The sequence below is a fragment of the Micromonospora zamorensis genome, assembly GCF_900090275.1.
Lineage (GTDB): Bacteria > Actinomycetota > Actinomycetes > Mycobacteriales > Micromonosporaceae > Micromonospora > Micromonospora zamorensis.
On the sequence record NZ_LT607755.1, the window covers coordinates 1268943 to 1293707 of the forward strand.

Annotated in this window: 22 protein-coding genes and 1 pseudogene; 13 read left to right on the forward strand and 10 right to left on the reverse strand. The window is 70.7% G+C overall.

Annotated features, from left to right (window positions below):
- Nucleotides 1-148: 148 nt before the first annotated feature.
- Entirely contained in the window at nt 149-1867 is a 1719-nt protein-coding gene (gene argS / locus GA0070619_RS05780; protein ID WP_088947101.1) for an arginine--tRNA ligase, read from the forward strand.
- 16 nt (nt 1868-1883) lie between these two features.
- On the opposite strand, the gene GA0070619_RS05785 is transcribed toward argS, so the two are convergent.
- The 3 genes from GA0070619_RS05785 to GA0070619_RS05795 form a co-directional block, all read right to left on the reverse strand.
- Nucleotides 1884-2225 carry an ArsR/SmtB family transcription factor gene (locus GA0070619_RS05785; protein ID WP_088947102.1) on the reverse strand — a complete coding sequence of 114 codons (342 nt, stop codon included), beginning with the start codon at nt 2223-2225 and terminating at the stop codon, nt 1884-1886.
- Between the two features lie 224 nt (nt 2226-2449).
- Nucleotides 2450-3643 (reverse strand): endo-1,4-beta-xylanase, encoded by a 1194-nt coding sequence (locus GA0070619_RS05790; protein WP_088947103.1) that lies wholly within the window; start codon nt 3641-3643, stop codon nt 2450-2452.
- Between the two features lie 341 nt (nt 3644-3984).
- On the reverse strand, nt 3985-4815 hold the full coding sequence (locus GA0070619_RS05795; RefSeq protein ID WP_088947104.1) for a PIG-L family deacetylase: 831 nt from the start codon (nt 4813-4815) through the stop codon (nt 3985-3987).
- Here GA0070619_RS05795 and GA0070619_RS33280 point away from each other — a divergent pair.
- Both GA0070619_RS33280 and GA0070619_RS33285 read left to right on the forward strand, forming a co-directional pair.
- Nucleotides 4814-5470, forward strand: a pseudogene (locus tag GA0070619_RS33280) (alpha/beta fold hydrolase); the annotation flags it as partial. The gene GA0070619_RS05795 and the pseudogene GA0070619_RS33280 overlap by 2 nt on opposite strands.
- Before the next feature lie 142 nt (nt 5471-5612).
- Nucleotides 5613-5948 (forward strand): alpha/beta hydrolase, encoded by a 336-nt coding sequence (locus GA0070619_RS33285; protein WP_231927535.1) that lies wholly within the window; start codon nt 5613-5615, stop codon nt 5946-5948.
- Nucleotides 5949-5957: 9 nt separating this feature from the next.
- Here the strand turns inward: GA0070619_RS33285 and prfH are convergent, their stop codons facing one another.
- Both prfH and GA0070619_RS05810 read right to left on the reverse strand, forming a co-directional pair.
- Entirely contained in the window at nt 5958-6593 is a 636-nt protein-coding gene (prfH, locus tag GA0070619_RS05805; protein WP_088947105.1) for a peptide chain release factor H, read from the reverse strand.
- Nucleotides 6590-7777, reverse strand: coding sequence for an RNA ligase RtcB family protein (locus GA0070619_RS05810; protein ID WP_088947106.1), 1188 nt, complete (start codon nt 7775-7777; stop codon nt 6590-6592). Before GA0070619_RS05810 ends, prfH begins: the two co-directional genes overlap by 4 nt.
- 25 nt (nt 7778-7802) lie before the next feature.
- On the opposite strand from GA0070619_RS05810, the gene GA0070619_RS05815 reads away from it, so the two are divergent.
- On the forward strand, nt 7803-8498 hold the full coding sequence (locus GA0070619_RS05815) for a P-loop NTPase family protein (protein WP_231927290.1): 696 nt from the start codon (nt 7803-7805) through the stop codon (nt 8496-8498).
- A 124-nt stretch (nt 8499-8622) separates the two neighbouring features.
- On the opposite strand, the gene GA0070619_RS32960 is transcribed toward GA0070619_RS05815, so the two are convergent.
- Nucleotides 8623-9759 (reverse strand): ice-binding family protein, encoded by a 1137-nt coding sequence (locus tag GA0070619_RS32960; RefSeq protein ID WP_088947107.1) that lies wholly within the window; start codon nt 9757-9759, stop codon nt 8623-8625.
- A 287-nt stretch (nt 9760-10046) separates the two neighbouring features.
- Nucleotides 10047-10691, reverse strand: coding sequence for a class I SAM-dependent methyltransferase (locus GA0070619_RS05825; RefSeq protein WP_231927291.1), 645 nt, complete (start codon nt 10689-10691; stop codon nt 10047-10049).
- Nucleotides 10692-10787: 96 nt separating this feature from the next.
- Here GA0070619_RS05825 and GA0070619_RS05830 point away from each other — a divergent pair, with 96 nt between their 5' ends.
- Nucleotides 10788-11567 (forward strand): SDR family oxidoreductase, encoded by a 780-nt coding sequence (locus GA0070619_RS05830; protein WP_231927292.1) that lies wholly within the window; start codon nt 10788-10790, stop codon nt 11565-11567.
- A gap of 2 nt (nt 11568-11569) precedes the next feature.
- Here the strand turns inward: GA0070619_RS05830 and GA0070619_RS05835 are convergent, their stop codons facing one another.
- The 3 genes from GA0070619_RS05835 to GA0070619_RS05845 form a co-directional block, all read right to left on the reverse strand.
- Complete coding sequence (locus GA0070619_RS05835; RefSeq protein ID WP_088947109.1) at nt 11570-13783, reverse strand: hypothetical protein; 2214 nt, start codon at nt 13781-13783, stop codon at nt 11570-11572.
- A gap of 113 nt (nt 13784-13896) precedes the next feature.
- Complete coding sequence (locus GA0070619_RS05840; protein ID WP_088947110.1) at nt 13897-14745, reverse strand: YybH family protein; 849 nt, start codon at nt 14743-14745, stop codon at nt 13897-13899.
- 33 nt (nt 14746-14778) lie between these two features.
- Nucleotides 14779-15855, reverse strand: coding sequence for a sigma-70 family RNA polymerase sigma factor (locus tag GA0070619_RS05845; protein WP_088951583.1), 1077 nt, complete (start codon nt 15853-15855; stop codon nt 14779-14781).
- Nucleotides 15856-15885: 30 nt separating this feature from the next.
- On the opposite strand from GA0070619_RS05845, the gene GA0070619_RS05850 reads away from it, so the two are divergent.
- The 8 genes from GA0070619_RS05850 to GA0070619_RS05885 all read left to right on the forward strand — a co-directional run bounded on the left by GA0070619_RS05850 (nt 15886) and on the right by GA0070619_RS05885 (nt 24622).
- Nucleotides 15886-17073 carry an FUSC family protein gene (locus GA0070619_RS05850; protein WP_088947111.1) on the forward strand — a complete coding sequence of 396 codons (1188 nt, stop codon included), beginning with the start codon at nt 15886-15888 and terminating at the stop codon, nt 17071-17073.
- A 91-nt stretch (nt 17074-17164) separates the two neighbouring features.
- Nucleotides 17165-17689: a hypothetical protein gene (locus tag GA0070619_RS05855; RefSeq protein ID WP_088947112.1), complete on the forward strand. Its 525-nt coding sequence runs from the start codon at nt 17165-17167 to the stop codon at nt 17687-17689.
- A 72-nt stretch (nt 17690-17761) separates the two neighbouring features.
- Nucleotides 17762-18604, forward strand: a complete 843-nt coding sequence (locus tag GA0070619_RS05860; protein ID WP_088947113.1) for a DUF4097 family beta strand repeat-containing protein — start codon at nt 17762-17764, stop codon at nt 18602-18604.
- A gap of 32 nt (nt 18605-18636) precedes the next feature.
- Nucleotides 18637-19614, forward strand: a complete 978-nt coding sequence (locus GA0070619_RS05865) for an ATP-binding cassette domain-containing protein (RefSeq protein ID WP_088947114.1) — start codon at nt 18637-18639, stop codon at nt 19612-19614.
- Nucleotides 19611-20399 (forward strand): ABC transporter permease, encoded by a 789-nt coding sequence (locus GA0070619_RS05870; RefSeq protein WP_088947115.1) that lies wholly within the window; start codon nt 19611-19613, stop codon nt 20397-20399. The genes GA0070619_RS05865 and GA0070619_RS05870 overlap by 4 nt, the downstream gene beginning before the upstream one ends.
- A gap of 697 nt (nt 20400-21096) precedes the next feature.
- Nucleotides 21097-22779: a ribulokinase gene (gene araB / locus GA0070619_RS05875; protein ID WP_088951584.1), complete on the forward strand. Its 1683-nt coding sequence runs from the start codon at nt 21097-21099 to the stop codon at nt 22777-22779.
- The gene (locus GA0070619_RS05880; RefSeq protein ID WP_088947116.1) at nt 22776-23468 is read left to right on the forward strand and encodes an L-ribulose-5-phosphate 4-epimerase; all 693 of its coding nucleotides are present in this window, start codon (nt 22776-22778) and stop codon (nt 23466-23468) included. Before araB ends, GA0070619_RS05880 begins: the two co-directional genes overlap by 4 nt.
- 149 nt (nt 23469-23617) lie before the next feature.
- Complete coding sequence (locus GA0070619_RS05885) at nt 23618-24622, forward strand: ABC transporter substrate-binding protein (RefSeq protein WP_370452996.1); 1005 nt, start codon at nt 23618-23620, stop codon at nt 24620-24622.
- Nucleotides 24623-24765 lie beyond the last annotated feature (143 nt).

The following is a 24765-nucleotide window of genomic DNA, read 5'->3' on the forward strand; positions in this document are numbered from 1 at the left end:
AGCGATCCGTCGCCCGCCCGCGCTGACCTGTTTCCTGCGACCGGCGGATCGAGCCGCCGGTCATCCGCTGGTCGTCCTCGGTCCGCCCGCATCTCCCCCTTTCAACGACTCGCGTGACGGCGCGGGTACGAGTGAGATCGGCGTACTCATGGATCTTGAAAAGCTGTTGTCCGACCGGCTGGCGCCGGCGTTCGCGGCGGTGGCCGGCGCCCCTGTCGACCCGCTCGTGCGGCGGTCTCCGCGCGCGGACTTCCAGTCCGACGCGCCGCTGGCGCTGGCCCGGCGGCTCGGCCGCCCGCCGCGCGACATCGCCGCCGCGGTGCTGGAGCACGCGGTGCTCGACGACGTCTGCGTGTCGGCGGAGGTGTCCGGGCCGGGTTTCCTCAACCTCACCATCGCCGACCGGGCACTGGCCGACCTGGTCGCCGGGCTGGCAGCCGACGCCCGGCTCGGCGTGCCGCTGGCGGCAGCACCGCAGACCGTGGTGGTCGACTATTCGGCGCCGAACGTGGCGAAGGAGATGCACGTCGGGCATCTGCGCTCGACCGTCATCGGCGACGCGGCGGTGCGGCTGCTGGACTGGCTCGGGCACCGGGTGGTGCGGGTCAACCACCTGGGTGACTGGGGGACACCGTTCGGGATGCTGATCGCGCACCTCGCCGACCTCGGTGAAGCCGAAGCGGCGCACGAGTTGTCGATGGGCGACCTGGACGGCTTCTACCGGGCGGCGCGGGTGAAGTTCGACGCCGACGAGGCGTTCCGGGAACGGTCGCGGCTGCGGGTGGTCGCGTTGCAGGGCGGCGACGAGCGGACGCTGCGGTTGTGGCGGCTGCTGGTGGAGCAGTCCGAGCGGTACTTCCTGACCGTGTACGACCTGCTCGACGTGACGTTGTCCGAGGACGATTTTCGGGGCGAGAGCGCCTACAACGACCTGCTTCCGGGCATCGTCGACGACCTGGACCGGTTGGGGCTGCTGGTTTCCAGCGGCGGGGCCGACTGCGTCTTCCCACCCGGGTTCACCGGGCGGGACGGCGAAGCGTTGCCGCTGATCGTGCGTAAGAGCGACGGTGGGTACGGCTATCCGGCCACCGACCTTGCCGCGCTGCGGCAGCGCACCGGTGAGCTGGGAGCGACCCGGTTGTTGTACGTGGTCGGGTTACCGCAGCGGCAGCACTTCGCGATGGTGTTCGCCGTCGCCCAGGCGGCCGGTTGGCTGTGCCCGCCGGTCCGGGCCGAGCATCTGGGCTTCGGGTCGATCCTCGGCGCCGACGGGCGGATGCTGCGCAGCCGGACCGGCGAGTCGGTGAAGCTGGTCGGGCTGCTGGAGGAGGCGGTCACCCGCGCCACCGACCTGGCCCGGAGCAGGAACCCGGACCTGGACGCCGAGGCCGCCGCCGAGATCGGGCGGGCCGTCGGTATCGGCGCCGTCAAGTACGCCGACCTGTCCACCGATCGGAGGAAGGACTACGTGCTGGACTGGGAGCGGATGCTCTCCCTGGACGGCAACACCGCGCCCTACCTCCAGTACGCGTACGCCCGTATCCGGTCGGTGTTCCGGCGTGCCGGCACGGAGGCGCGGAGGGACGCCCCCATCGTGCTCGCGCAACCGGCGGAGCGGGCGCTGACTGTCGAGTTGCTCGGCTTCGGCGCGGTGGTCACCGAGGTGGAGCGGAGCCTCGACCTCCACCAGCTCGCCGGTTACCTGCATCGGCTCGCGACCGCGTTCAACGCGTTCTACGAGCGCTGCCCGGTGTTGCGCGCGCCGGACGAGCTGCGGGAGAGTCGGCTGCTGCTGGCCGAGCTGACGGCCCGGACCCTGCGGCAGGGGCTGCACCTGCTCGGCATCCGCACCCTGGAGCGGATGTGACGGGGCAGCCGCCGGGTCAGCGGGCCTTCTTCGTGGCCCGCTTTCGAGGCGGCGTCAGCAGATCGGCGATCTGCGCGATCGCGGCGGGCACCAGGCGGTAATACGCCCAGACCCCGCGCTTGTCCCGCTCGAGTAGGCCCGCCTCGGTGAGGATCCGCAGGTGATGACTCACGGTCGGCTGGGAGAGGTTGAGCGCCGCGGTGAGGTCGCTGACGGACGCTTCACCCTCCGGGGCGGACTGGATCAGGCTGAGCAGCCGGAGGCGCGCCGGGTCGGCGAAGGCCTTCAGCACCCCCGCAAGCCGCTCGGCATCGGCCCGCTTGATCGGGTCGCCGGTGAGCGGCGAGATCGCAGGCATGGCAGTTTTCGCAGTTCCCACGCCTGCCATAGTGACACCAACACCATCAATAAGCCGGTAGAACCGGCACCAGTCCTCCGATGGCGTCCGGATGGCCGCCCGGTACGTCCGAACGTGAGTCGAACCTCGACGTCCGTGGTGACGTACGGGCCGTGTGGGGCTCCGCCGCGCCCCACACGGCCCTACGCCGGCATACGTGCCGTCGGATCAGCCGGGCCCGCGGGTCAGCGGCGGGGCCTGGGCGTGATGCGCGGCAGGACGTACGGCGGTCCAGCGAGGATCAGGTCCGACTTCAGCTCCTGGTACGCCCGCTTGGGTTGGTAGTTCTCGTCGTAGATCGTGGCCAGGCCCTCCGGCGGGTCGTCGAACCAGTCCGGCACCCAGGAGTACCTGTCGCTGAAACCCCAGACCGTGTACGACAGGCAGCTGCGCACCGCGAGGCACGCCTTCATCAGCACGCTGAAGTTGGCGGCCGACGCCTGGAGCCGAGGGTTGATCTCCTCCGAGTTGCCGGCCTGGACACCTGCCGTCATCTGACTGCGGACGTCGACCTCGGTGAAGGCGGTGGCGACGCCGAGCCCGCTGAACTTCTTCAGCGCGGCGGTCACCTGAAGGGTGTCGAAGTTGCCGTACTGCGTGCCCAGGTGGCCCTGGGAGCCGACGCCGTCGATCGGGACACCCTGTGCGCGCAGCCCCTTGGTCATGTCGTAGACGAACTGGGTCTTGTCGTCCGCCGGGTTGCCGGAGCCGAACGCCTCGATGTTGTAGTCGTTGTAGAACAGCAGGGCCTTCGGGTCGGCGGCCCGCGCCCAGCGGAACGAGTCGGCGATGTAGCCGGGCCCGAGGTTCTGCGCCCAGAATCCCTTGTAGTGCAGGGTCGACGGGGTGTCCCACGGGTCGCTGACCGCCTCGTTGACCACGTCCCACTGCCAGATCTTGCCCTTGTAACGGTTGACGACGGTGGTGATGTGCTTGCGCAGAATCTCGCGCAGCTCCTGCTTGCTGATGGAGCCGTCGGCGACACCGGCGGTCAGCCAGGCGGGCAGTTGGTTGTGCCAGACCAGCACGTGGCCGCGCACGCTCTGCCGGTTGCGCTTGGCGAACTCGACCAGCTGGTCGGCCGCCGCCCAGTTGTAGGTGCCGCGGGTGGGCTCCAGGACCTCCCACTTCATCACGTTCTCGGCGGTGACCGAGGTGAACTCGGAGGAGGCCAGCGCGCGGTACTGCGGGTCACCGGCGTCGTTGAGGGCATCCATGTTGACCGCGGTGCCGACGTGGAGGCCGTGGCGCAGACCGAGGGCGCCGAGGCTCTGCGCCGTGGGGTCGTAGGGCCGGCTCGCGGTGGCCGGCACCGTGTTCAACGCCGCGACGGTCGCGACGGCGACCACGGCGACGGTCGTCCACTGTCTCAGCTTCATGTGCCTTCCTTTCCAGACCCTTGATCGACAAGTGTCGATCAAGAAGGTGCGGGTCCGGTGTGGGCGGGTGGGGAGCGGGGTTCGGAATCGAGCGCCCTGGTCCGGGCGAGGGGCCGGTAGTTCCGGCCGGTGACCGGAAACCTGCTCGAAACGTTAAGGCCGTCTATGTCCGGGCGTCAACGCTGAAAACTTCCGGAAATTCGTCATATGACCTGCGCGGGGTTGCTTGACGGCCTCGCGAAACTTTCGGATGTCAGGGACGTGCTGCTGCCACGCAACGAGGCACCGTCGACCGGGTGGCCGACGATGCCTGGTGGCGTTACGGAAGTTGAGGGGCGCAGTCAGCGCAGACCGGCGAAGAGGTCGTCCTCGGGGGTAGGCGCGCCGGTCCGGTCCCGGACCCGCACGAACGTCTCGACACCCATCAGCTCGGTGAACCGCTCGCGGCCCAGTTGCAGGAAGAAGATGTTCTCGGTCTGACTGGCGTGGGTGGCCAGCGCGTCGAACTTCTGCCCGCCGTAGCTGCTCGTGTCGACCCAGGTGCTGATCTCGTCGTCGGGCAGACCGAGCTGCGGCATCGGCTCCGCCGCCGGGTCCGGCTCGGACCACTCCACGCCGAGCTCCTGCATGATCCGGCCGAACTGCTCGAACGCCGTACGCGGCACGGTGGTCCAGTAGACCTTCGCCGGGCTGTCGGTCATCTCGACGGCGGCCATGGTGATCCGGTGCGCCTGGATGTGGTCCGGGTGGCCGTAGAAACCGTTCTCGTCGTACGTGACGATGACGTCCGGCTGGTGCTGCCGAATCAGCTCCGCGAGCCGACCCGCAGCCTCCGCAACCGGCGTCGTCCAGAACGCGCCGGGCTGGTCGTTGGTCGGCCAGCCCATCATCCCCGAGTCGGCGTAACCGAGGGTCTCCAGGCGGCTCACCTTCAGCACCGCGCAGCTGGCCTCCAGCTCGGCCTGGCGCATCGCCACGACAGCGGCCGGGTCGTGCCCCGGGTCGCCCGGCTTGACCCCGCCGGGGCCGTCGCCGCACCGCCCGTCGGTGCAGGTCACCAGCACCGTCGTGATGCCCTCCGCGGCGTAGCGGGCCAGCACGCCACCGGTGCTCGTCGCCTCGTCGTCGGGGTGGGCGTGCACCGCCATTAGGGTCAGAGGTCGCTCAGCCATGCACTCACCCTACGGTCATCCCCCGACGGCCCCACGACCTCCACCGTCGTCCGGTTCGCGTCCCGCGTTCGTGGCAGGCGTCCGGCTGACTTCGGGCCGGCATCCTACCCAGCTCGGCGTCCGTGCAGCGGTCCTTGCCGCAAAGCGCCATCAGGTCCGTCACCGGCCCCTACATTCGGCAGGGCCAGCAGGTCGGAGCAGTTCGGGACGCGGGGAGAGGTCGATCGCGGTGGCCGGTGCGGGGTCGTTCGCCGAGGTGAAACAGGTCGACGCCGGGGTCCTGAACGTGGGCTACGTGGACGCCGGGCCGCCGGACGGGCCCGCGGTGATCCTCCTGCACGGCTGGCCGTACGACATCCACAGTTTCGTCGACGTCGTACCGCTGCTCACCAACGCCGGCCACCGGGTCGTCGTCCCGTACCTGCGCGGCTACGGCGCCACCCGCTTCCTCTCCGACGACACCATGCGCAACGGCGAACCGGCGGCCATGGGGCTCGATCTCATCGCCCTCATGGACGCCCTGCACATCGACACCGCGAAGCTGGCCGGGTTCGACTGGGGTGCGCGTACGGCGGACGTCGTGGCCGCGCTGTGGCCCGAGCGCTGCCGGGGTCTGGTCTCGGTGAGCGGCTACCTGATCGACGGCCAGGAATCGGGCAAGGTGCCGCTGCCGCCGAAGGCGGAACTGGCGTGGTGGTACCAGTACTACTTCGCCACCGAGCGCGGCCGGGAAGGCTACGACAGGAACCGGCGCGACTTCGCCAGGCTGATCTGGCACACCGCGTCCCCCCCAGTGGATGTTCGACGACGCGACGTTCGACCGCAGCGCGGCGGCGCTCGACAACCCCGACCACGTCGACATCGTCATCCACAACTACCGGTGGCGACTGGCCCTCGCCGCCGGCGAGCCGCAGTACGACGAGGTGGAGCAGCGCCTGGCCGCGAAACCGAAGATCACCGTACCCAGCATCTCCCTGGAGGGGGATGCCAACGGCGCACCGCACCTGGAACCCGGCGTCTACGGCAAGCAGTTCTCCGGGCGCTACGAGCACCGGACCATCGGCGGCGGTGTCGGGCACAACCTGCCGCAGGAGGCGCCGCAGGCATTCGCGGACGCGGTGCTGGAGGTCTGACCCGGCTCGTCAGCCTCGGCGGCCCGGACGCTGCGGCTCCGGACGTTCCACCCGCACGGGGTCGCCGCGTACCAGATCGTCGTGGATGCGCCACCGCGCGGTCGTGACGGCACGCCGCGCTGTCTCGTCGCCCTGCTCGATGCGTTGCCGCAGCAGTTGCAGGGCGATCCGACGGTTGAGGCTGAACTGCCGCTCCTCGTCCACCACCACGACGATGCCCGACGGACGGTGCGTCGCCCGCACCGCCGTGCTGGCCTTGTTGCGGTGCTGACCGCCGGGCCCGCCGGTGCGACAGGCGACGATGTCGACATCCGCCTCCGAGAACGTCGTCGGCGCGGCGTCGAGGCGGGGCGTCTGGGCGGTGACGTACCAGTTCTTCCGACCGACGCTCGTCCGGTAGGGGCTGGGGGCCTGCCAGCAGAGTGTCCCGGTCCATGACCCGGCGAACGTCTCCGCGTCGGCGCCGGAGATCTCGATGAGCACCGACCGGTAGGTGCCGGCCCGGTCACCGGGCACGGCCTTGACCTGCCGGATGGTCAGACCTCGCCGGCTGCCGTCGGCGTTGAGGCGGTGCAGGAGCTGGGTCAGCGCCCAGGCGCATTCCCGCGGACCGCGCCCGGCGGACAGCAGCAGGAGCGTGCTCACGACCCGCCTCGCCTGCCGCGGTGGCCCCGCCGGTCGGACCGCGCCGTGGACGCGAGGTCGGGCGTCTTGTAGGTGACCAGGGGAATCGTGCTGACCACCGGCGTGGCCAGCTGGTGCTCGACGAGGTCGGCGATCACCTGCTCGATGCGCTTGTAGGCGGTGGGCGCCTCCTCGAAGAGCAGTTGACGGTCGCCGCACACCACCAGCGAGCCCACCGGTGTGCGGCGCAGCTCCTCGACGGTGTGCTTGGCGCGGCCCCGGCGCAGCGCGTCGGCGCGTGACATCTTGCGGCCGGCGCCGTGCGCCACGGAGTGGTTGGCCTCCGGCCCTGCGTGGGCGGCCACCAGATAGGACGCCGTCCCCCGCGTCCCGGCGACGAGGACGTCGCGGCCGTCACCCGGCGCCGCGCCCTTGCGATGCAGGTACAACCCGTCGCGGATCTCGACCAGGTTGTGGCACTGGTCGACGATCGGGTCGGTGGGCTCGGCCCCCAACGCGTATGCGACCCGGGCCGCCAGCACCCGGCGGTTGAGCGAACCCCAGCGCACAGCGTCGTCGTGCCGCGCCAAGTAGGCGGCGGGGTCGGGGGCGGCACCGGCGCCGTGGGCCTCGGTGTGCGCCCGCAGGATCCGCTCGCCCAGACCGCGCGAACCACTGTGTACGACCAGCACGAGATCGCCGGCGTCGAGCCCGAGCCGACTCGCGTGACCCGGGTCGAGGACGGCGCCGACGCGGGCCAGCTCGACGAAGTGGTTGCCTCGGCCGACGGTCCCCAGGCCATCGAGGTGACCGGCCGGGACGTCGCCCTGAACGACGGCCCAGGCCGGGTCGTCGGCGTCCCGCTCCGGGTCCAGGGCGTGGTCGAGGTCGGGGAACCGGGAGGCCAGCCGCTCCGGTACGGCCCGCTTGAGCTTGATGGGGAACACGGCGATGCCGCAGCCGATGTCCGATCCGACCAGGAACGGGTACAGCACCGTCGACGCCATGGCCGCACCGATGGGGGCGCCCTTGCCCGGGTGCAGGTCCGGCATCGCGGCAACGTGGACCATGCCGTCGAGGGCGGCGACCTGCTGACACTGCGCGAGCGCAGCGGACTCGATCCAACTCGCGGCCGACGCGAACACCGTGACGGAGGCAGAGGTGGGGGAGGGCGTGGAAATCCGAGGGGGGTGGTGCTCAGACAAGGGGTACTCACTTCTCGTTGAGAAGGTGGAAACGGACGACGTCACGCCGCCGGGAGGCGTCACCGGGGGCGGAGCGGGGGAGGGAGTCCGTCAGTACGTCATGGACGCCACTCTCGCCGAGCGCGCCGGGTACGACAAACGATTTTCCTTCGCGTCGTACGCTGCCGCGATGAGCGCACCGCGTCGCATCCTGATCTACGGCGTGTACGGCTCCGGCAAGTCCACCCTCGCCGCGCGGCTGGCCGACCACCTCGGGCTGCCCTGGTATCCGGTGGACGACCTGGTCTGGCAGCCGGGCTGGGTCGAGGTGCCCGTCGCCCAGCAGCGCAGCCGGATCGAGGAGGTCTGCCGACGGGACTGCTGGATCATCGACGGGGCGTACCACGGCTGGCGGGACGTTCCGCTGGCCCGTGCCGACCTGGTCGTCGGCCTGGACTATCCACGGTGGCGCTCGTTCTGGCAGCTGCTGCGGCGCACCGTACGCCGGGTGGTGACGGGTGAGGAGATCTGCAACGGCAACCGTGAGTCGTTGGGCAGTGTGCTGTCCGCGGACTCGATCCTGCTGTGGCACGTCACCGCGTTCGGTCGCGCGCGACGGAGGATGCGGGCCTGGCGGAGCGACCCGTCCGCGCCGCCCGTGGTGTTGCTGCGCTCCCCGACGGAACTGGACGACTGGCTGGCCGGCCTGGCGCGCCGGGGTGTCGACCGGAACTCTGCCTGACATGTTCGCGGGCACCGTCCGCCACACCCGTCGTCGGCCCACCCTGATCGGGAGTGGGCCGACGACGAAGGGGATGACAGTGCCTGGAGTGGTCCGGCCGGCAGTTCACCGGCCGGACCACCGATCAGGACTCCTGGCGTCGACGCCGCGCGAGGAAGAACGCGAACGCGCCCAGCACGACCATCACACTTCCGACGCCCGTCATGGCCGGGACCACACTGCCGCCGGTCACCGGCAGGATGGGGCGCTTGCCACCAGGGCTGCCAGGCGCTCCGGGGCTGCCGGGGGCTCCGGGTGCTCCAGGGCTACCGGGTGCTCCGGGTGCTCCAGGGCTGCCAGGTGCTCCAGGTGCTCCGGGCGCTCCGGGGCTGCCAGGCGCTCCCGGTGCACCGGGACTGCCGGGTGCTCCTGGGCTACCGGGTGCGCCGGGGCTGCCGGGCGCGCCAGGAGAGCCGGGTGCTCCGGGGCTGCCGGGCGGGCCGGACGGGCCGGCGGGGCCAGTTGGTCCGGGCGGACCGGTCGGTCCCGCACACACCGGTGCGCTGATGACGTTGGTGTCGAGGGTGACCGCCTCGGTTCGTGCCAGCGCGCGGCCCTGGAGGGTCGCGCCCGTGGCCATCGTGATCGCCGCCTGCGCCATGATGGTGCCGACGAAGGTCGTCCCCGTGCCGATCGTCGCCGAACTGCCGATCTTCCAGAACACGTTGCAGGCCGAAGCGCCGTTGATCAACACGACGCTGCTGTTCGAGGCCGTCGTCAACGAGGAGTCGACCTGGAAGATGAACACGGCCGACGGGTCGCCCTGCCCGTTGAGGGTCAGCGGTCCGGTGAGCTGGGCTGCCCCGATCCGGTAGACCCCTTCGTTGAGCGTGTTGCCGCCGAGTTCCGCGGGCAGGTTGGTGAACGGGGTCCGACCGGCGGCGTCGTTGAAGGCGATGGTCAGGTCGCTCTGGGCCTGGAGAGCGACCGCGTCACCGAGGTGGATCTCGCCGCCGATGGTCGCCGTTTCGAAGCCGGCCGCGGTGCTTCCTGGGAACCGCCCGAGGCTCTGCGCCAGGAAGCTGGGGCCGGTGTTGGTGGGCTCGGCCCCGGCCAGGACGGAGAAGTTCGCCGCCGTCCCGAGGTTCACCGGCGCTTCCTGTGCGCTGGCGGCAGTCGAGCTGAAGAGCAGTAGGCTCGCCGCGACTGTCGCGGCGGCTCCGGCCGCGAGCGCCGGCAACACCACCCGCCGCCGTAGGCCGAGTCTCGGTTTCACTGTCACTGAACATCCTCCGTGGGTACTACTCGCGGGAACGCGTCTCGTGAGCCGCGTCCTGCGCGCGTTACGGCCGATATGGCACCGACAAGCGGCGCTGACCACCACATCACGCACGCCGAGTGAATGCCCGCAAAACGGAATAATCGACCGCAGTCGTCCGTACAAAGAGGATCGGGTCTCACGTTCGCGTTCGACGGCCTCGCGTTTGCGCCCCGGCCCACTGCCACGACGACCCGTGGCGCGTCGGCCTCGCGCCGCCTGATCTCAGGGCAGCGGGTCGGCCGCCTCCACTATCGGCCTGCCGGCCAGGTCGCGCGCCCGTGTACGCAGGGCGAGGACGGGCTGTTGCTGCCAGCCGGAAAATGGAACCGGCGCAACTCCTCGATCACGAACCCTGCGTCCGTGATCGCGGCGATGGTGTCCCGGCCGGTGTGGCAGCCGGCGAACAGCTTCGGCCACAGTGTCGCGTCGAGCAGCCGCTGGGTCCGGTGCAGCCTGCTGGCCTCGTCCGCGGCGACGTGCTCGAAGAACCGCAACTCACCACCGGGGCGTAGCGTCCGGCCGATCTCGGCCAGCGCGCTCGCCTGATCGGGCACGGTGCACAACACCAACGCGACCACCGCCGCGTCGAACTCGCCGTCGCGGGCCGGCAGGCTCTCGGCCAGGCCGTCGACGACAGTGATCGGAACCGGCGCGGTCGGTGCCGCGCGCTCGGCGGCGGCCCGTAGCCGGCGTTCCGGCTCGACCGCGACGACCTCGCTCACCCCCGGCGGGTAGTGGGAGAACATCCGCCCGTTGCCCGCGCCGACCTCGATCACCCGGCCGGACAGACCGGCGACCAGGTCCCGTCGGAACTCCGCCGTGCCGGCACGGTCCATGGCGACGCTGAGCCGCTCGTAGACCCGGGCGAACACCGGGTGGGACACCGTAGCCACGTCGACCTCCGGGAAGCGGGTGGAACAGTTCTCCCGCGATTGTCCTGCATCGGCGCACGCTTTCCGTCTTACTGGGTGGCAGCACGATTCGACCAGGTGCAGACAGGACGTGGTACGACCATGAAGATCGTCGTCATCGGAGGCAGCGGCCTCATCGGTTCCAAGCTCGTGGACAGCCTCGCCGGACAGGGCCACGAGGCGGTGCCGGCTTCGCCGAAGACCGGCGTGAACACACTGACCGGCGAGGGAGTCGCCGACGTGCTCACCGGCGCCGAGGTCGTCGTGGACGTGTCGAACTCGCCGTCGTTCGAGGACAAGGCCGTGCTGGAGTTCTTCGAGACGTCCACCCGGACGCTCCTCGGCGCCGCGTCGGACGAAGGGGTGGGCCACTACGTCGCGCTCTCCATCGTCGGTTGTGACCGGATCCCGGACAGCGGTTACATGCGGGCGAAGGTCGCCCAGGAGAAGCTCATCGTCGCGTCCGGAACCCCGTACTCGATCGTGCACGCCACCCAGTTCTTCGAGTTCCTCCAGGGCATCATCGACGCCGGCACGGACGGTGACACCGTGCACCTCGCGCCGGTGCTCATCAAGCCGATGGCCGCGGACGACGTCGCGGCCGCGGTGGCCGAGGCGGCGGTCGCAGCGCCGACGAACGCCGTGGTCGAGGTCGCCGGCCCGGAGCAGTTCCGCCTCGACGAACTGGGCCGGTCGATGCTCGCCGCCCGGCAGGACCCTCGTTCGGTGGTGGCCGACCCCGACGCCCGCTACTTCGGCGCCAAGCTGGGCGAACGCTCCCTCGTTCCCACCGACGGCGCCCGCATCGCCGGTACGCGTCTCGACGACTGGCGTGCCCGGACGGCCGGCGGTCGCTGACGCTACGTCGGGGTGTCGGGCGGATCGGCTCGCCCGAGACGCTGCACCAACTCCCGGACCACCTCGGTGAAGTGCTGGTCGGACTCGCCCGGCCAGTGTCCCTGGATGGGTGGGGGGACGCTGTCGCTGGGTGGCGTCACCACGTCGCGAGGGTCGCGATACCGGCGATCCACGGTGGCGGCCGGGCCGCTGGCGCCGGCCGGCGCGTGCGGCCGGTGAGCGGAGAAGATCCAGCCGCCGATGGGGTCGGCGTCACTCCACAGGTTCACCCACCGCCAACCAACCCGGTGGCCGATCTCGTGCAGCGCCGCCTCGTCGACGTACGCGGGGAAGAGCCGCGCGTAGAGGCGGCGCAGCGGTGACCCGTGGGTGAGCAAAGCGACCCGACCGCCGACGTGCGGCGGCAACTGGAGCACCGTCGCGGCGAGCAGGACCGAGCCGTGGCTGTGCCCGGTGAGCAGCACCGCGTCGCCGCGCTCGACGAGGTACGTGATGCGGCGGGCCAGCTCCGGCACGGCCCGCTCGGAATAGCAGGGCGGCGCGAACGGGTGGGCGGCCCGAGGCCAGAAGGTGCCGAGGTCCCAGAGGACACCGATGTGCCGACGGAACGGCACGGTCCGGTAGGCGAAGATGCCCCCGACGAGCAGGCCGAGGATGATCGCCGCGATCACCCAGCTGCCGAACGCGATGCCGAAGATGACCGAGTCCGCGGGCAGACCGAGGTTCCGCTCGATGACGTCGTCCGGGAACTGCCCCAGCAGGCCGACGGTGGTGGTTGCCGTGGCGAGTCCGGTGAGACAGCCGTAGAGCACGGCCAGCGGCACCAGTTTCTCGGTGAAGCGAGCCCGGGCGATCGCGTCCCGGACCTGCCGCAGTCGCGGCCCGGCCTCGGCCGGGGCGTCCGGGTAGTCGTGGGCGACGATCGCCGCCGCGGCTCGGCGCCGACTGCGCCGGGAGAGCACGATGACGAGGCCGGCGACGATCACGGTGACCAGCAGCGCCCGGAAAAAGCCGTAGATCGCCCAGGTGTACGCCCGAGGCGGACCGGTCGCGATGCCCTCCCCGGTCGGCACGTCGCGATCGAGGAAGTCCGCCACCCGGTAGACCAACTCCGCGGAGTACGCCACCGCCAGGCTGATCCCGGTGGCCGCGACCACGAGGGCGCCCAGCCCGAACAGCGGGGTGGCGCCGCGATTCCGGCGGCAGAGCAGCACCACGCCCAGAGCGGCCAGCAGCGCCGTCTGTGCGACGAACAACCCGGCCAGGTGCGTCTCGTAGCCGGGCAGTCCGTGCCCCTCGTGCCACTGCGGTGGACCGGTCGCCAGGTGAGCCAGGACGACGACGGTCAGGACGACGGCGACGGTCCGCAGCGTACGGGTGACCCGGTCGAGCCGCTGGTCCCCGGCGGCCCGGTCGATCAACGGTGGCGTGCAGAGCAGCACCGCGCAGACCACCAGGACCACTCCGGTGACAACCGTCAGCGTGATCGTGGCGCCGCTCGCGGCCCGGGCCAGGAGCAGGGTGAGGTCCAGCGTCGCGAACGCGGCGGCGACATGGATGGAGCGCAGCCGGCCCACCAGCGGCTCGGCGTCCCACTGACCGACGGTGCCGAGCCGCGACCCGGAGAACTCCCGATCGGGTGCGCGAAACGCCTCGAACGTCCGGCCCGGGCGGTTGCTGATCCGCCAGATCAGGCCGATCGCGGCGGCCGGGACCAGCGCCAGCACCGCCAGTCGCAGTCCGACCGGTCGTCCGCTCAGCCAGGACAACCAGCTGCGCCCGGCCAGGCAGCGCGGCGAGGAGAGGCATTTCCAGCCGACCAGATCCACTGCGACGCCGGCGATGGCGAGCACGTACAGCACGGTGAGCGTGAGCGCCAGCAGCCGGCACAGCGACTTGACCACCGCCTCGGAGCCAGGGTTCGCCGGGCGCATCCAGATCGCGACGTTGACCAGCATGAAGGGCAGCAGGAAGACCACGGCCAGGGTGCGGGCCACGGTCCCGGACGGCAGGTCACCCCAGCGGTACGCCTCCAGCGTCACCCCGTGCGCGCCGGTGCTGTCCTCGCACCGGGGCCGCGGCCGGTAGAAGCCACCGCTGCGGTCACCCGCGACCTGCGCCGTCTGCTGAAGGTCGAGCACCTGTGCGGCGCTCGCGCCCGAGACGCCGTGCACTCGCAGCTCCACGACATCGCGGGGGATGTCCGACCCGCTCAACCGCGCTGATCCATGCGACGACCCCCCGAGGCGCTCGGCAGCCCCGTCTACCCGATGCGGACGGCCTCAACCGCACGAGCTGACGGGAGCGGGTCGGTGACCGTTGGCGAGGCTCAGTGCTCCCGGTCGGGTGTCAGGTCCGTCCTCGCCTGCCCGGTGTCCGGGTCGAAGGGGAACGACACGTGCTGGTGGATCATCTCCCAGCCCCGACCGGCCCGCTGGAAGACGCGGGTGCCCCGGGACCAGCTCACGATCGTGGTGCCGTCCGGCTGCTGCGCGGTCATCCGGTTGAGGCCCCACGACACGGCCAGGTCGTCGCGGGCGATGACCGCCAGGTCCGGAACCGTCCAGGTGACGGTGCCGGTGCTGACGTCGAGGCCGTTGGCGCAGACCTCGCGAACCTCGTCGCGGCCGACGTACTCCAGCGGCAGTTCGTGCTCGTACGACACGACGGTCGCGGCGACAGGCTCCATGATCCCGTCGAGGTCCTTCGCCTCGGTGGCCTCGTACCAGCGCTCGTGCAGTGACCGCACCTCCCGCTCGGAGGTCTCGCGGTCGTCGGCGCCGCTGTCGTCGGCGAACGAGTGGTGCTCGTGCGCCACGACCCACGAGCCGTTCTCCTTGCGCAGCCCGAGAGTCAGGCGCAGCAGGAGCTCGGGCCGCCTGGCGAGGTCCTCGGGGGTGCCGCAGCGCAGCAGCGCGTTGGCGTAGGCGACGGTGTCGCCGGCGGTGATGTCGAGGCTGGTCAGCTCGAAGACGGCCCCCGACGCCTGCCACCGGAAGAAGTCGGGCCAGGTCCGCTCGTACGCCTCGATGCCCCGGACCCCCTCATGCGGCGGGGGTACGTCGTACATGACGATGTCCGCGGAGTGGCGGGCGAGGACGCCGGGCAGGTCACCGGCATGGACCGCCTGCGCCCACCGCTCGATCAACTCGCGGATTTGTGTCTCGTCGTCGGCCATGGTGCTCCCTCGTGCGTCGGGTTGCTCTCACCTCTACAACCCGCGCGGAGCGACAAACTCATCGTCGCGCGCCGACCGAATCTGTTCAGCCTGATCCAGGTGGGTCGGCAGACCGCACATGGGCAGTGTCTCCGGGGTCAGGAACGACACCACCTCGGCGATCCGGTCGCCGCGCAGCGCGACGACGTCCAGTGCCGCCGCCGTGAAGACCGACGCTTCCGGGTTCCAGAGGTACGTCCCGAAGGCGAGTTGCCCGTTCGCGTACGTCGGGACGAACCGCCACCGCACCGCTAACGGGCCGTCCAGCAGGAACTGACGGATGGCGTCGCGGCCCTCGTACCACTGGGGCAGCGGCGGCATCGAGTACCGGGCGTCGTCGGTGAGCATCGCCAGGATGGCCTCGACGTCGCCGCGCTCCCACGCGGTCACGTACCGCCGTGCCAGTTCGCGCACGGTGTCGTCGCCGAGGTTGCTCAGCTCCGCCTGCTGGCTCTCGGTCGGGCGCAGCGCGTCCACGACCCGTCGGGCGCGTTGCAGTGCGCTGTTGACCGCCGGGGTGGAGGTGCCGAGCAGGTCGGCCACCTCGGCGGCGGGGTAGCCGAGCACCTCCCGCAGCAGCAGCACGGCCCGCTGTCGGCCGGGCAGGTGTTGCAGCGACGCGACGAAGGCGAGCTCCAGGTGCTCGCTGTCGATCACCCGCTGCGCCGGGTCCCGCTGTTCCGGAGGCAAGGAGCGTCGGTCCGGGTACGGCCCGAGCCAGGCCGTTTCGGCCACGGCGGCGGCGCCCGGGGTCAGGTCGGTCGGCAGCTCCCGGCGGCGACCCCGACCCTCGATCATGCTCAGGCACCGATTGGTGGCGATCCTGTAGAGCCAGGCTCGCAGAGTGCCGCGATCCTCGTAGCGGTGCTGGTTCTGCCAGGCCCGCGTCAGCGTCTCCTGCACCGCGTCCTCGGCGTCGTGGAAGGAACCGAGCATCCGGTAGCAGTGGGCGGTCAGCTCGTCGCGGTGCTCGTCGATCAGCCGAGCGAACGTCACGGTCGTGGAGCCTACCGTCGGCTCGGCCGTCGCGCGCCTGCTCGCTGGCGCCGATCGATCGGCGGGGGAGGGGATTGATCCGACCAGGGCGGGGTAGGTGCGGCCATGGTCGCTGCCGGTCGGCGCGGAGCGGACGGTGGCGTTCCGGCACGTGCCGGGGACATCGCCCACGGCGGCCTGGCGAACACCGTGGCCCGGCTGTGGGACCGTGCGCTGGACACGGTGCGGGAGCGGTTCCGTCGGGTACGCGCCGTCGGCGGCCTCGCCCTGCAGGCCGGGCTGGCCGCGGCGCTGTCCTGGTTCGTGGCGCACGAGCTGCTGCACGTGTCGCAGCCGGTGTTCGCGCCGATCTCCGCCGTCTCGACCCTCGCCGCGTCCGTCGGTCAACGGCTGCGTCGTACCGTCGAGCTGATCCTCGGCGTCACCGTCGGGGTGCTGATCGGCGATCTGCTGCTCCTGGTGATCGGCACCGGCTGGTGGCAACTCTCCCTGATCGTCGTCCTGGCGATCATGGTCGCGTTGTTCCTCGCGGGCAGTGCCGCGGTGGTGATCCAGGCCGGGGCGACGGCGGTGCTCATCGCCACGCTCAGCCCGTCGATCCGCGATCTGGAGGTTCCCCGGTTCGTGGACGCGCTCGTCGGGGGAGGGGTGGCGCTGCTGGTCACCGCCGTGCTGCTGCCGTTGAACCCGCTGCGGGTGCTCAACCGGGCCGCGCGCCCGGCATTGGATCTCCTGGCCGCCCAGCTCGACGCCACCGCCGACGCGCTGGCCGAGCGTGATGCCGCCCGCGCGCGTACCGCCCGCAGCGAGCTGCGGCAGAACAAGGGCCCGCTGAAGGCGTTCGTCGAGGCGACCCAGGGCGCCCGGGAGGCCAGCACCCTGTCACCGGTGCACTGGCACCAGCGACGCGGGCCGGTGGGCCGCTACGCGCAGGCGGCGGAGCCGATCGACCGGGCGATGCGCAACAGCGGAACGTTGATCCGTCGCTCGGTGACTCTGATCGAGGACCGCGAACCGGTCCCGGAGCCGCTGCCGAGGGCGGTCGCCGATCTTGCCGAGGCCGTCCGGTTGCTCAAGCGGGAGTTCGCCGCGGGTGACGAGCCGGACCGGGCGCGCAAGCAGGCACTGTTGGCGGTCGAGACGGCCGGTGACGCCTACCGGGAGGGCGTCGGCTTCTCCGGTGCGGTGGTGGTGGCGCAGGTTCGTACGACGGTCAGCGACCTTCTGGTGGCCATAGGACTGAGCCAGGAAGACGCGAATCGCCTGGTCAGGCGCTCGTTCGGTGGCCTCTGAGCGCGTGCCGGCCGGACCGTGACGGAGCCAATGGCATCACCCTGAGCCAGGGGTGTTGCATGTTGAGCCAAAGTGGTGCCATGATGGTGCCATGGAGCTGAGGTCATACGTCGAGAACCTGCGTGACGAGTTCGCCGTGGCTGCGGAGGGCGTCGACGCGGACGGCCGCGCGCTGGCCGAGCGACTCTTCGCCCAACTGGAGGCCGCTACCCGACTCACCCTGCTGGAGGCGCTGTCCGACGCAGCCGACGAGATCACCCGCGAGCTGGCACCGGGCTCGGTGCACGTCCGGCTGCGTGGGCGCGAGCCTGACTTCGTGGTCACCCCGGCCACCCCGCCGCTCGACGAGCCGAGCGAGGCCACCGGGCCGCAGGCACCCCCTGCGCCGGTGCTCCCACCGGACGGCGACGACGGCGGCACCTCACGGATCAACCTCCGGCTCCCCGACCACCTGAAGGCCAGTGTCGAGGAGGCCGCCGGGCGAGCCGGGCTGTCGGTCAACGCCTGGCTGGTGCGAGCCGTCGCCGGTGCCATCGGGGCGGGCGACACCGAACGTCGTCCACCCCGGCGGGTGGAGCCGCGCTCCGGGCAGCACTTCACCGGCTGGGCCCGCTGACCCCCCGTACCCCTTTGTTTTCGCGCCGCTGACCAGCGGCGACATTCACCGACCACCTTTCGGGAGACCACCATGCCTGTTTTCGAAACGCCAGAGCCCATCTCCGTCCAGATCGAGCTGCCCGTCGGGGATGTCTGGATCAGCGCGACCGACCGCACCGACACGGTGGTGACGGTGCGGCCCCGCGACCCGTCGAGCAGGGCCGACGTGAGCACCGCCGAACAGTGCACCGTCGAGTACGCCGCCGGAAAACTGCTGATCAGGGTGTCGAAGAGTTGGCGCCGCTACGGCTTCGGCCCCGGCCCGTCGGTCGACGTCCTGATCGAGTTGCCGACCGGGTCGCGGGTGCACGCAGAGTCGTCGTGGGCGGCATTCCGCTGCGAGGGCCGGCTCGGCGAGTGCCGGATCAAGACCGGAAGTGGGATCCGGCTCGACGAGACCGGCCCGCTGGACATCGACAGCAGCCACGGTGAGGTCGCCGTGGAGCGCGTCGCCGGTGACGCCCGGGTGAAGGCCTCGTCCGGCAAGGTGCGCATCGGTGCGGTCGACGGCACCGCCGAGATCAAGAACTCCTCCGGCGACTGCTGGATCGGCCGCAGCGGCGGCGACGTCAGGGTCAACACCGCCTACGGCGACATCACCCTCGACACGTCGACGGCCTCGGTGACGGCACGCACCGCCTACGGCAACCTCCGGCTGGGCGAGGTCGCACGGGGATCGATCGACCTGAACACCTCGTACGGGGCCATCGAGGTCGGCATCCGTCGCGGGACTGCCGCCTGGCTCGACGTCAGCTCCAAGCACGGCCGCGTACACAACGCCCTGGAAACCACCGACAGCCCGGCGCAGACCGACGAGACGGTCGAGGTCCGGGCGAACACCGCCTACGGCGACATCATGATCCGCCGCGCCTGATCCGCTGCCACACAGACCGCAAAGAGGAGACCATGACCAGCTCCACGAAACCCGCAATCGTCGCCACCGACCTGCGGAAGTCCTACGGCGACAAGGTCGTGCTGGACGGCATCGACCTCATGATCACCGAGGGAACGATCTTCGCGTTGCTCGGCCCCAACGGCGCCGGCAAGACCACCACCGTGCAGATCCTCTCCACGTTGATCAACGCCGACGGCGGCAACGCCCGCGTCTTCGGCCACGACCTGGCCCGAGAGCCCAACGCCGTACGCGAACTGATCGGCGTCACCGGCCAGTTCTCCGCCGTCGACAACCTGCTCACCGGGCGGGAGAACCTGAGCCTGATGGCCGACCTGTGTCACCTGGACAAGGCGGCCGGCCGGCGACGGATCGCCGACCTGCTCGACCAGTTCGACCTGGGGGAGGCGGCGGGCAAACCGGTGTCGACGTACTCCGGCGGCATGCGCCGACGGCTCGACCTCGCGATGACCCTGGTCGGTGAGCCCCGCGTCATCTTCCTCGACGAGCCGACCACCGGCCTCGACCCGCGCAGCCGCCGGGCCATGTGGCAGATCATCCGCAACCTCGTCGCCGAGGGCGTCACCATCCTGCTCACCACGCAGTACCTGGAGGAGGCCGACCATCTCGCCGACCGCGTCGCCTTCCTCGACCACGGCCGGCTGATCGCCGAGGGCACGCCGCGCGAACTCAAGCGGCTCATCCCGGGCGGCCACGTCGTACTCCAGTTCGCCGATCAGGAAGGGCTCGACTCGGCGGCCCGCGCGTTCGCCGCCGCCACCCGCGACGACGCCGCGCTCACCCTCCAGGTGCCGAGTGACGGCGGGGTCGGGACCCTGCGGTCCCTGCTCGACCAGCTCGATCGCGCCTCCATCACCGTGGCCGGGCTCTCCGTGCACACCCCCGATCTCGACGACGTCTTCCTCACCCTCACCGGCCAGCCGGACACCCGCGCCGGCCGCCCCGACCACGAAAGGGCTCCAGCGCGATGAGCACCCTCTCCCTCGCCGTCCGTGACTCGAGCACGATGCTGCGGCGCAACCTCCTGCACATGCGGCGCTACCCGTCGATGACCCTGCTGCTCGTCGGCGTCCCGGTCATCACCCTGCTGCTCTTCGTCTACGTCTTCGGTGGCACGCTCGGCGCCGGCCTCGGGCCGACCGGCGACCGTTCCCAGTACGCCAACTACGTCACGCCGGGCATCCTGCTCATCACCGTGGCCAGCGCGGCGCAGGGCACCGCCATCTCGGTCGCGATGGACATGACCGAGGGCATCATCGCCCGGTTCCGAACGATGGCGATCTTCCGACCGTCGGTCCTCACCGGACACGTCCTGGGCAGCCTGGTCCAGACCCTGCTCAGCCTCGCGGCCGTCACCGGTGTGGCGCTGCTCGTCGGGTTCCGGCCCACGGCCAACCCGGTCGAGTGGCTCGCCGCCATCGGCGTCCTCTCCATGATCACCTTTGCGCTGGCCTGGCTGTCGGTCGCCCTCGGCCTGGTCAGCGACAGTGTCGAGACGGCCAGCAACCTGCCCATGCCACTGATCCTCCTGCCGTTCCTCGGCAGCGGGTTCGTCCCCACCGACTCCATGCCCACAGCGGTCCGGTGGTTCGCCGACTACCAGCCCTTCACGCCCGTCATGGAAACCCTCCGCGGCCTGCTCCTCGGCACCGGGATCGGCGCCAACGGGATCATCGCGGTGATCTGGTGCGTCGTCATCAGCGCGCTCTCCTTCCTCTGGGCCAAGACCCTCTACAACCGCAGTCGAGCGACCTGATCCTGACCGGCGCCCGATGTCCCCGCCATCGCGACGGACAGCCGGCGGCTCGGCCCACTGGGCCGAGCCGCCGGCTGTCCACGTCGCGCGGGACGGGGTCGAGGTGGTGCAGGGCTGGCGGCGTCGCGAAGGCTTGACCGACGCCACGCCACTGCCCGCGTCGCGCCACGGCGCCGGGCGCGGGAGGCCGACCGTGAGCCGTCCGTCCGACCCGAGGGCATGCGACCGACGCAGCCATCACTGAAACGTCGAATGTTATCGATAACACCCACCGGGTTCCCGACCGTGAGATGCGCCGGTCGCCCGCCGGGGCGCTCGCCGATGAGCCCGCGCGACCGTCGGCTCCGGTTCCATAGATCTGATCAAGAGATCGCGAAGCCTCGATGATGTTATCGCCAACATCATCGGCGAGCGGCACGCGGTCGCCGTCGGACGGCCGTCTCGTGGTGGCGGAGGGTGGGACCTTGTCGTCCGGCCCGCCGAGAGGCATCCGGGCGTCGACCGGTCCGCGCGGCAACCCCACCCGGAGTGCAGGGGAAAGGCCCGGCACTGGATTCGCGCCTTTTGCGCCGGTCCGTTATCGACCCTCCCGAGTCGGCCCACCTTCGGCGTTCCGTTACGGAGCTGTTGCGGGTAGATGTCTTGACGAGGCTGGATGTGAGCGTTAACACTATCCCCGTTAACGGTGGAGGTGAACATGAACCGTGTGGACGGAGCAGGCGACCGCTATGTCGTCGGTGTCGACTACGGCACCCTGTCCGGGCGCGCTCTGGTGGTCCGTGTCGGTGATGGTGCCGAGTTGGGGACCGCGGTGCACGAGTACGGCGACGCAGTGATCAGCACGGCGCTTCCGGGAGGTCGACCGCTTCCCCCGGACTGGGCCCTGCAGAACCCGGAGGACTACCGCGACGTGTTGCGGTACGCCGTCCCGGCGGCGGTGTCCGCCGCAGGGGTGGATCCGGCCGCGATCGTCGGCATCGGCATCGACTTCACCGCCTGCACGGTGCTGCCGACGACCGCCGACGGCATCCCGCTCTGCGAGGATCCCGAGCTGCGCGACCGGCCGCACGCCTGGGTCAAGCTGTGGAAGCACCACGCGGCGCAGACGCACGCCGACCGGATCAACGCGCTGGCCCACGAGCGGGCCGAGCCGTGGATCGGCCGGTACGGCGGCAAGATCTCCGCCGAGTGGCAGTACGCCAAGGGGCTCCAGATGCTCGAGGAGGACCCCGAGGTCTACCACCGCGCCGAGCGCTTCATCGAGGCGGCCGACTGGATCGTCTGGCAGCTCTGCGGCGCCGAGACCCGCAACGTCTGCACGGCCGGTTACAAGGGCATCCTTCAGGACGGCCAGTACCCCAGTGAGGACTTCCTGACCGCGCTCAATCCCGGGTTCGGCGACTTCGTGACCAAGCTGGACGGTCCGTTGCTGCCCCTGGGCGCCCGGGCCGGCTCGCTCACCGCGCGGGCCGCCGCCTGGACCGGCCTGCCGGAGGGGATCGCGGTCGCCGTCGGCAACGTCGACGCGCACGTCACCGCGGCGTCCGCGCAGGCCGTGGAGCCCGGCCGGCTCGTCGCCATCATGGGCACCTCGACCTGTCACGTGGTCAACGGCGCCCAGGTCGCCGAGGTGGCCGGGATGTGCGGTGTCGTGGACGGCGGCATCAGCCCCGGCGCGTGGGGTTACGAGGCCGGGCAGAGCGGTGTCGGCGACATCTTCGGCTGGTTCGTCGAGCACGCGGCTCCGGCCGGCGTCGACTCGCACGAACGCCTCACCGAGCTGGCCGCGAGCCAGCCGGTCGGCGCGCACGGTCTGATCGCCCTGGACTGGTGGAACGGCAACCGTTCACTGCTGGTCAACCACGACCTCAGCGGGATGATCGTCGGAATGACCCTGGCCACCCGGCCGCAGGACATCTACCGGGCGCTGCTGGAATCCACCGCGTACGGCACTCGGATGATCATCGAGGCGTTCGTTGAGGCCGGAGTCGCGGTGAACGACCTCGTGATCGCCGGCGGCCTCACCAACAACGCGCTGCTGATGCAGATCTACGCCGACGTGACCAAGCGGCCACTGAACATCATCGCCTCGACGCAGGGGCCGGCGCTGGGATCGGCGATCCACGCCGCCGTGGCAGCTGGCGAGTTCCCCTCGGTCCACGAGGCGTCGCAGGCGATGGGTCGGGTGCACGAGGCTGTGTACCGACCGGATCCCGAGCGGGCGCGTGCCTACGACGCCCTCTACGCCGAGTACCGGACGCTGCACGACCACTTCGGTCGCGGCGGCAACGACGTCATGCTGCGCCTGCGGGCTATCCGCAACGCGGCAGCCGGAACCGCTGCGGCCGCACCCGAGGCCGCGTTGGAGGTGGTCGCATGAGCACTGAGGTGACCGGACAGATCCGTGAGCTGCGCGAGACGGTCGCACGCCTGCACTCCGAGCTGACCCGGTACGGCCTGGTCGCCTGGACGTCCGGCAACGTCTCCGCGCGGGTTCCCGGCCAGGACCTCCTGGTGATCAAGCCGAGCGGCGTCAGCTACGACGACCTCACCGCGGACAACATGGTGGTGTGTGACCTCGACGGCGCTCTCGTCGAGGGCGACTTCGCCCCGTCCAGTGACACCGCCGCGCACGCCTACGTCTACCGGGCCATGCCCGAGGTCGGTGGGGTCGTGCACACGCACAGCTCGTACGCCACCGCCTGGGCCGCCTGCGGCGAGGCGATCCCGTGCCACCTCACCGCCCAGGCCGACGAGTTCGGCGGGGAGATCCCGATCGGCCCGTTCGCTCTGATCGGCGGTGACGACATCGGCAAGGGCATCGTCGCCACGCTGGCCGGTCACCGCTCGCCTGCGGTGCTGATGCAGAACCACGGCGTCTTCACCATCGGGCGCGACGCCCGCGCCGCGGTCAAGGCCGCGGTCATGTGCGAGGACGTGGCCCGTACCGCGCATCTGGCCCGCGCACTGGGGCAGCCCGTGCCGATGGCGCAGGCAGACATCGATGCTCTTTATGACCGTTACCAGAACGTCTACGGTCAACAACCAGTCGCACCCGCGGGTTCCTGACCATTTCGGCCAGGCCGAAGCCCGCTGGTCTGCACCACCGAAGCACCACCGACGCACCAGCACGCACCAGTACGCACCACCCGCGTACGCCGCTCTTTCGCACCTCGGCGGTTGGCGCGGTTTCCCACCACATGAGCCAAGGAGATCCGATGAGAAAGATGCGAACGCAGTCCGCTCCGTGGCGCGCTGCCGCGGTCCTCGCCAGCGTGCTGCTCGTCGGCGGCGTGGCGGCCTGCGGCAACAGCGACACCGGCGGCGGCGGTTCCAAGGACGACGGCAAGATCACGATGGGCTTCTCCCAGGTTGGTGCGGAGAGCGGCTGGCGTACCGCGAACACCACCTCGATCAAGGATGCCGCCGCTGCGGCCGGGATCGAGCTGAAGTTCGACGACGCTCAGCAGAAGCAGGAAAACCAGATCAAGGCGATCCGCAACTACATCCAGCAGAAGGTCGACGTGATCGCCTTCTCGCCGGTGGTGGAGTCCGGGTGGGACACCGTGCTCAAGGAGGCCAAGGACGCCGACATCCCGGTCATCCTGACCGACCGCTCGGTGGACTCGGCCGACAAGAGCCTGTACAAGACCTTCCTCGGCTCGGACTTCGTCAAGGAGGGCCGGCTCGCGGGTGAGTGGCTGGTCGAGCAGAAGAAGACCGCCTCGGGCCCGGTGAACATCGTCGAGTTGCAGGGCAACACCGGCGCGGCGCCGGCGAACGACCGCAAGAAGGGCTTCGCCGAGGCCATCGCCGCCAACCCGAACCTGAAGGTCATCGCCTCCCAGCCGGGTGACTTCACCCGCGCGGGCGGCAAGCAGGTCATGGAGCAGTTCCTCAAGGCCAACCCGAAGATCGACGTGTTGTTCGCGCACAACGACGACATGGGCCTGGGCGCACTCGAGGCGATCACCGCTGCCGGCAAGGTGCCCGGCAAGGACATCACCATCATCACTGTCGACGCTGTCAAGGACGGCATGCAGGCTCTCGCCGACGGGAAGTTCAACTTCATCGCGGAGTGCAGCCCGCTGCTCGGCCCGCAGCTGATGGACCTGGCCAAGAAGGTGCACGCTGGCGAGCAGGTGGCGCCTCGGATCGAGACCGAGGAGACCACCTTCACCCAGGAGCAGGCCAAGGAAGCACTGCCCAACCGCAAGTACTGACCGACGCCGGGGTCGCCGCGCTCGCGTGGCGGCCCCGCCGCGTCGTCCCCCTACCCGCAACGGACCGGGCATGGCCCGCGACCATCCCGCAGCACGCCCGCCCGGACGATCCCCAGGGACGACCGGGCGGGCGCACGGGGCGG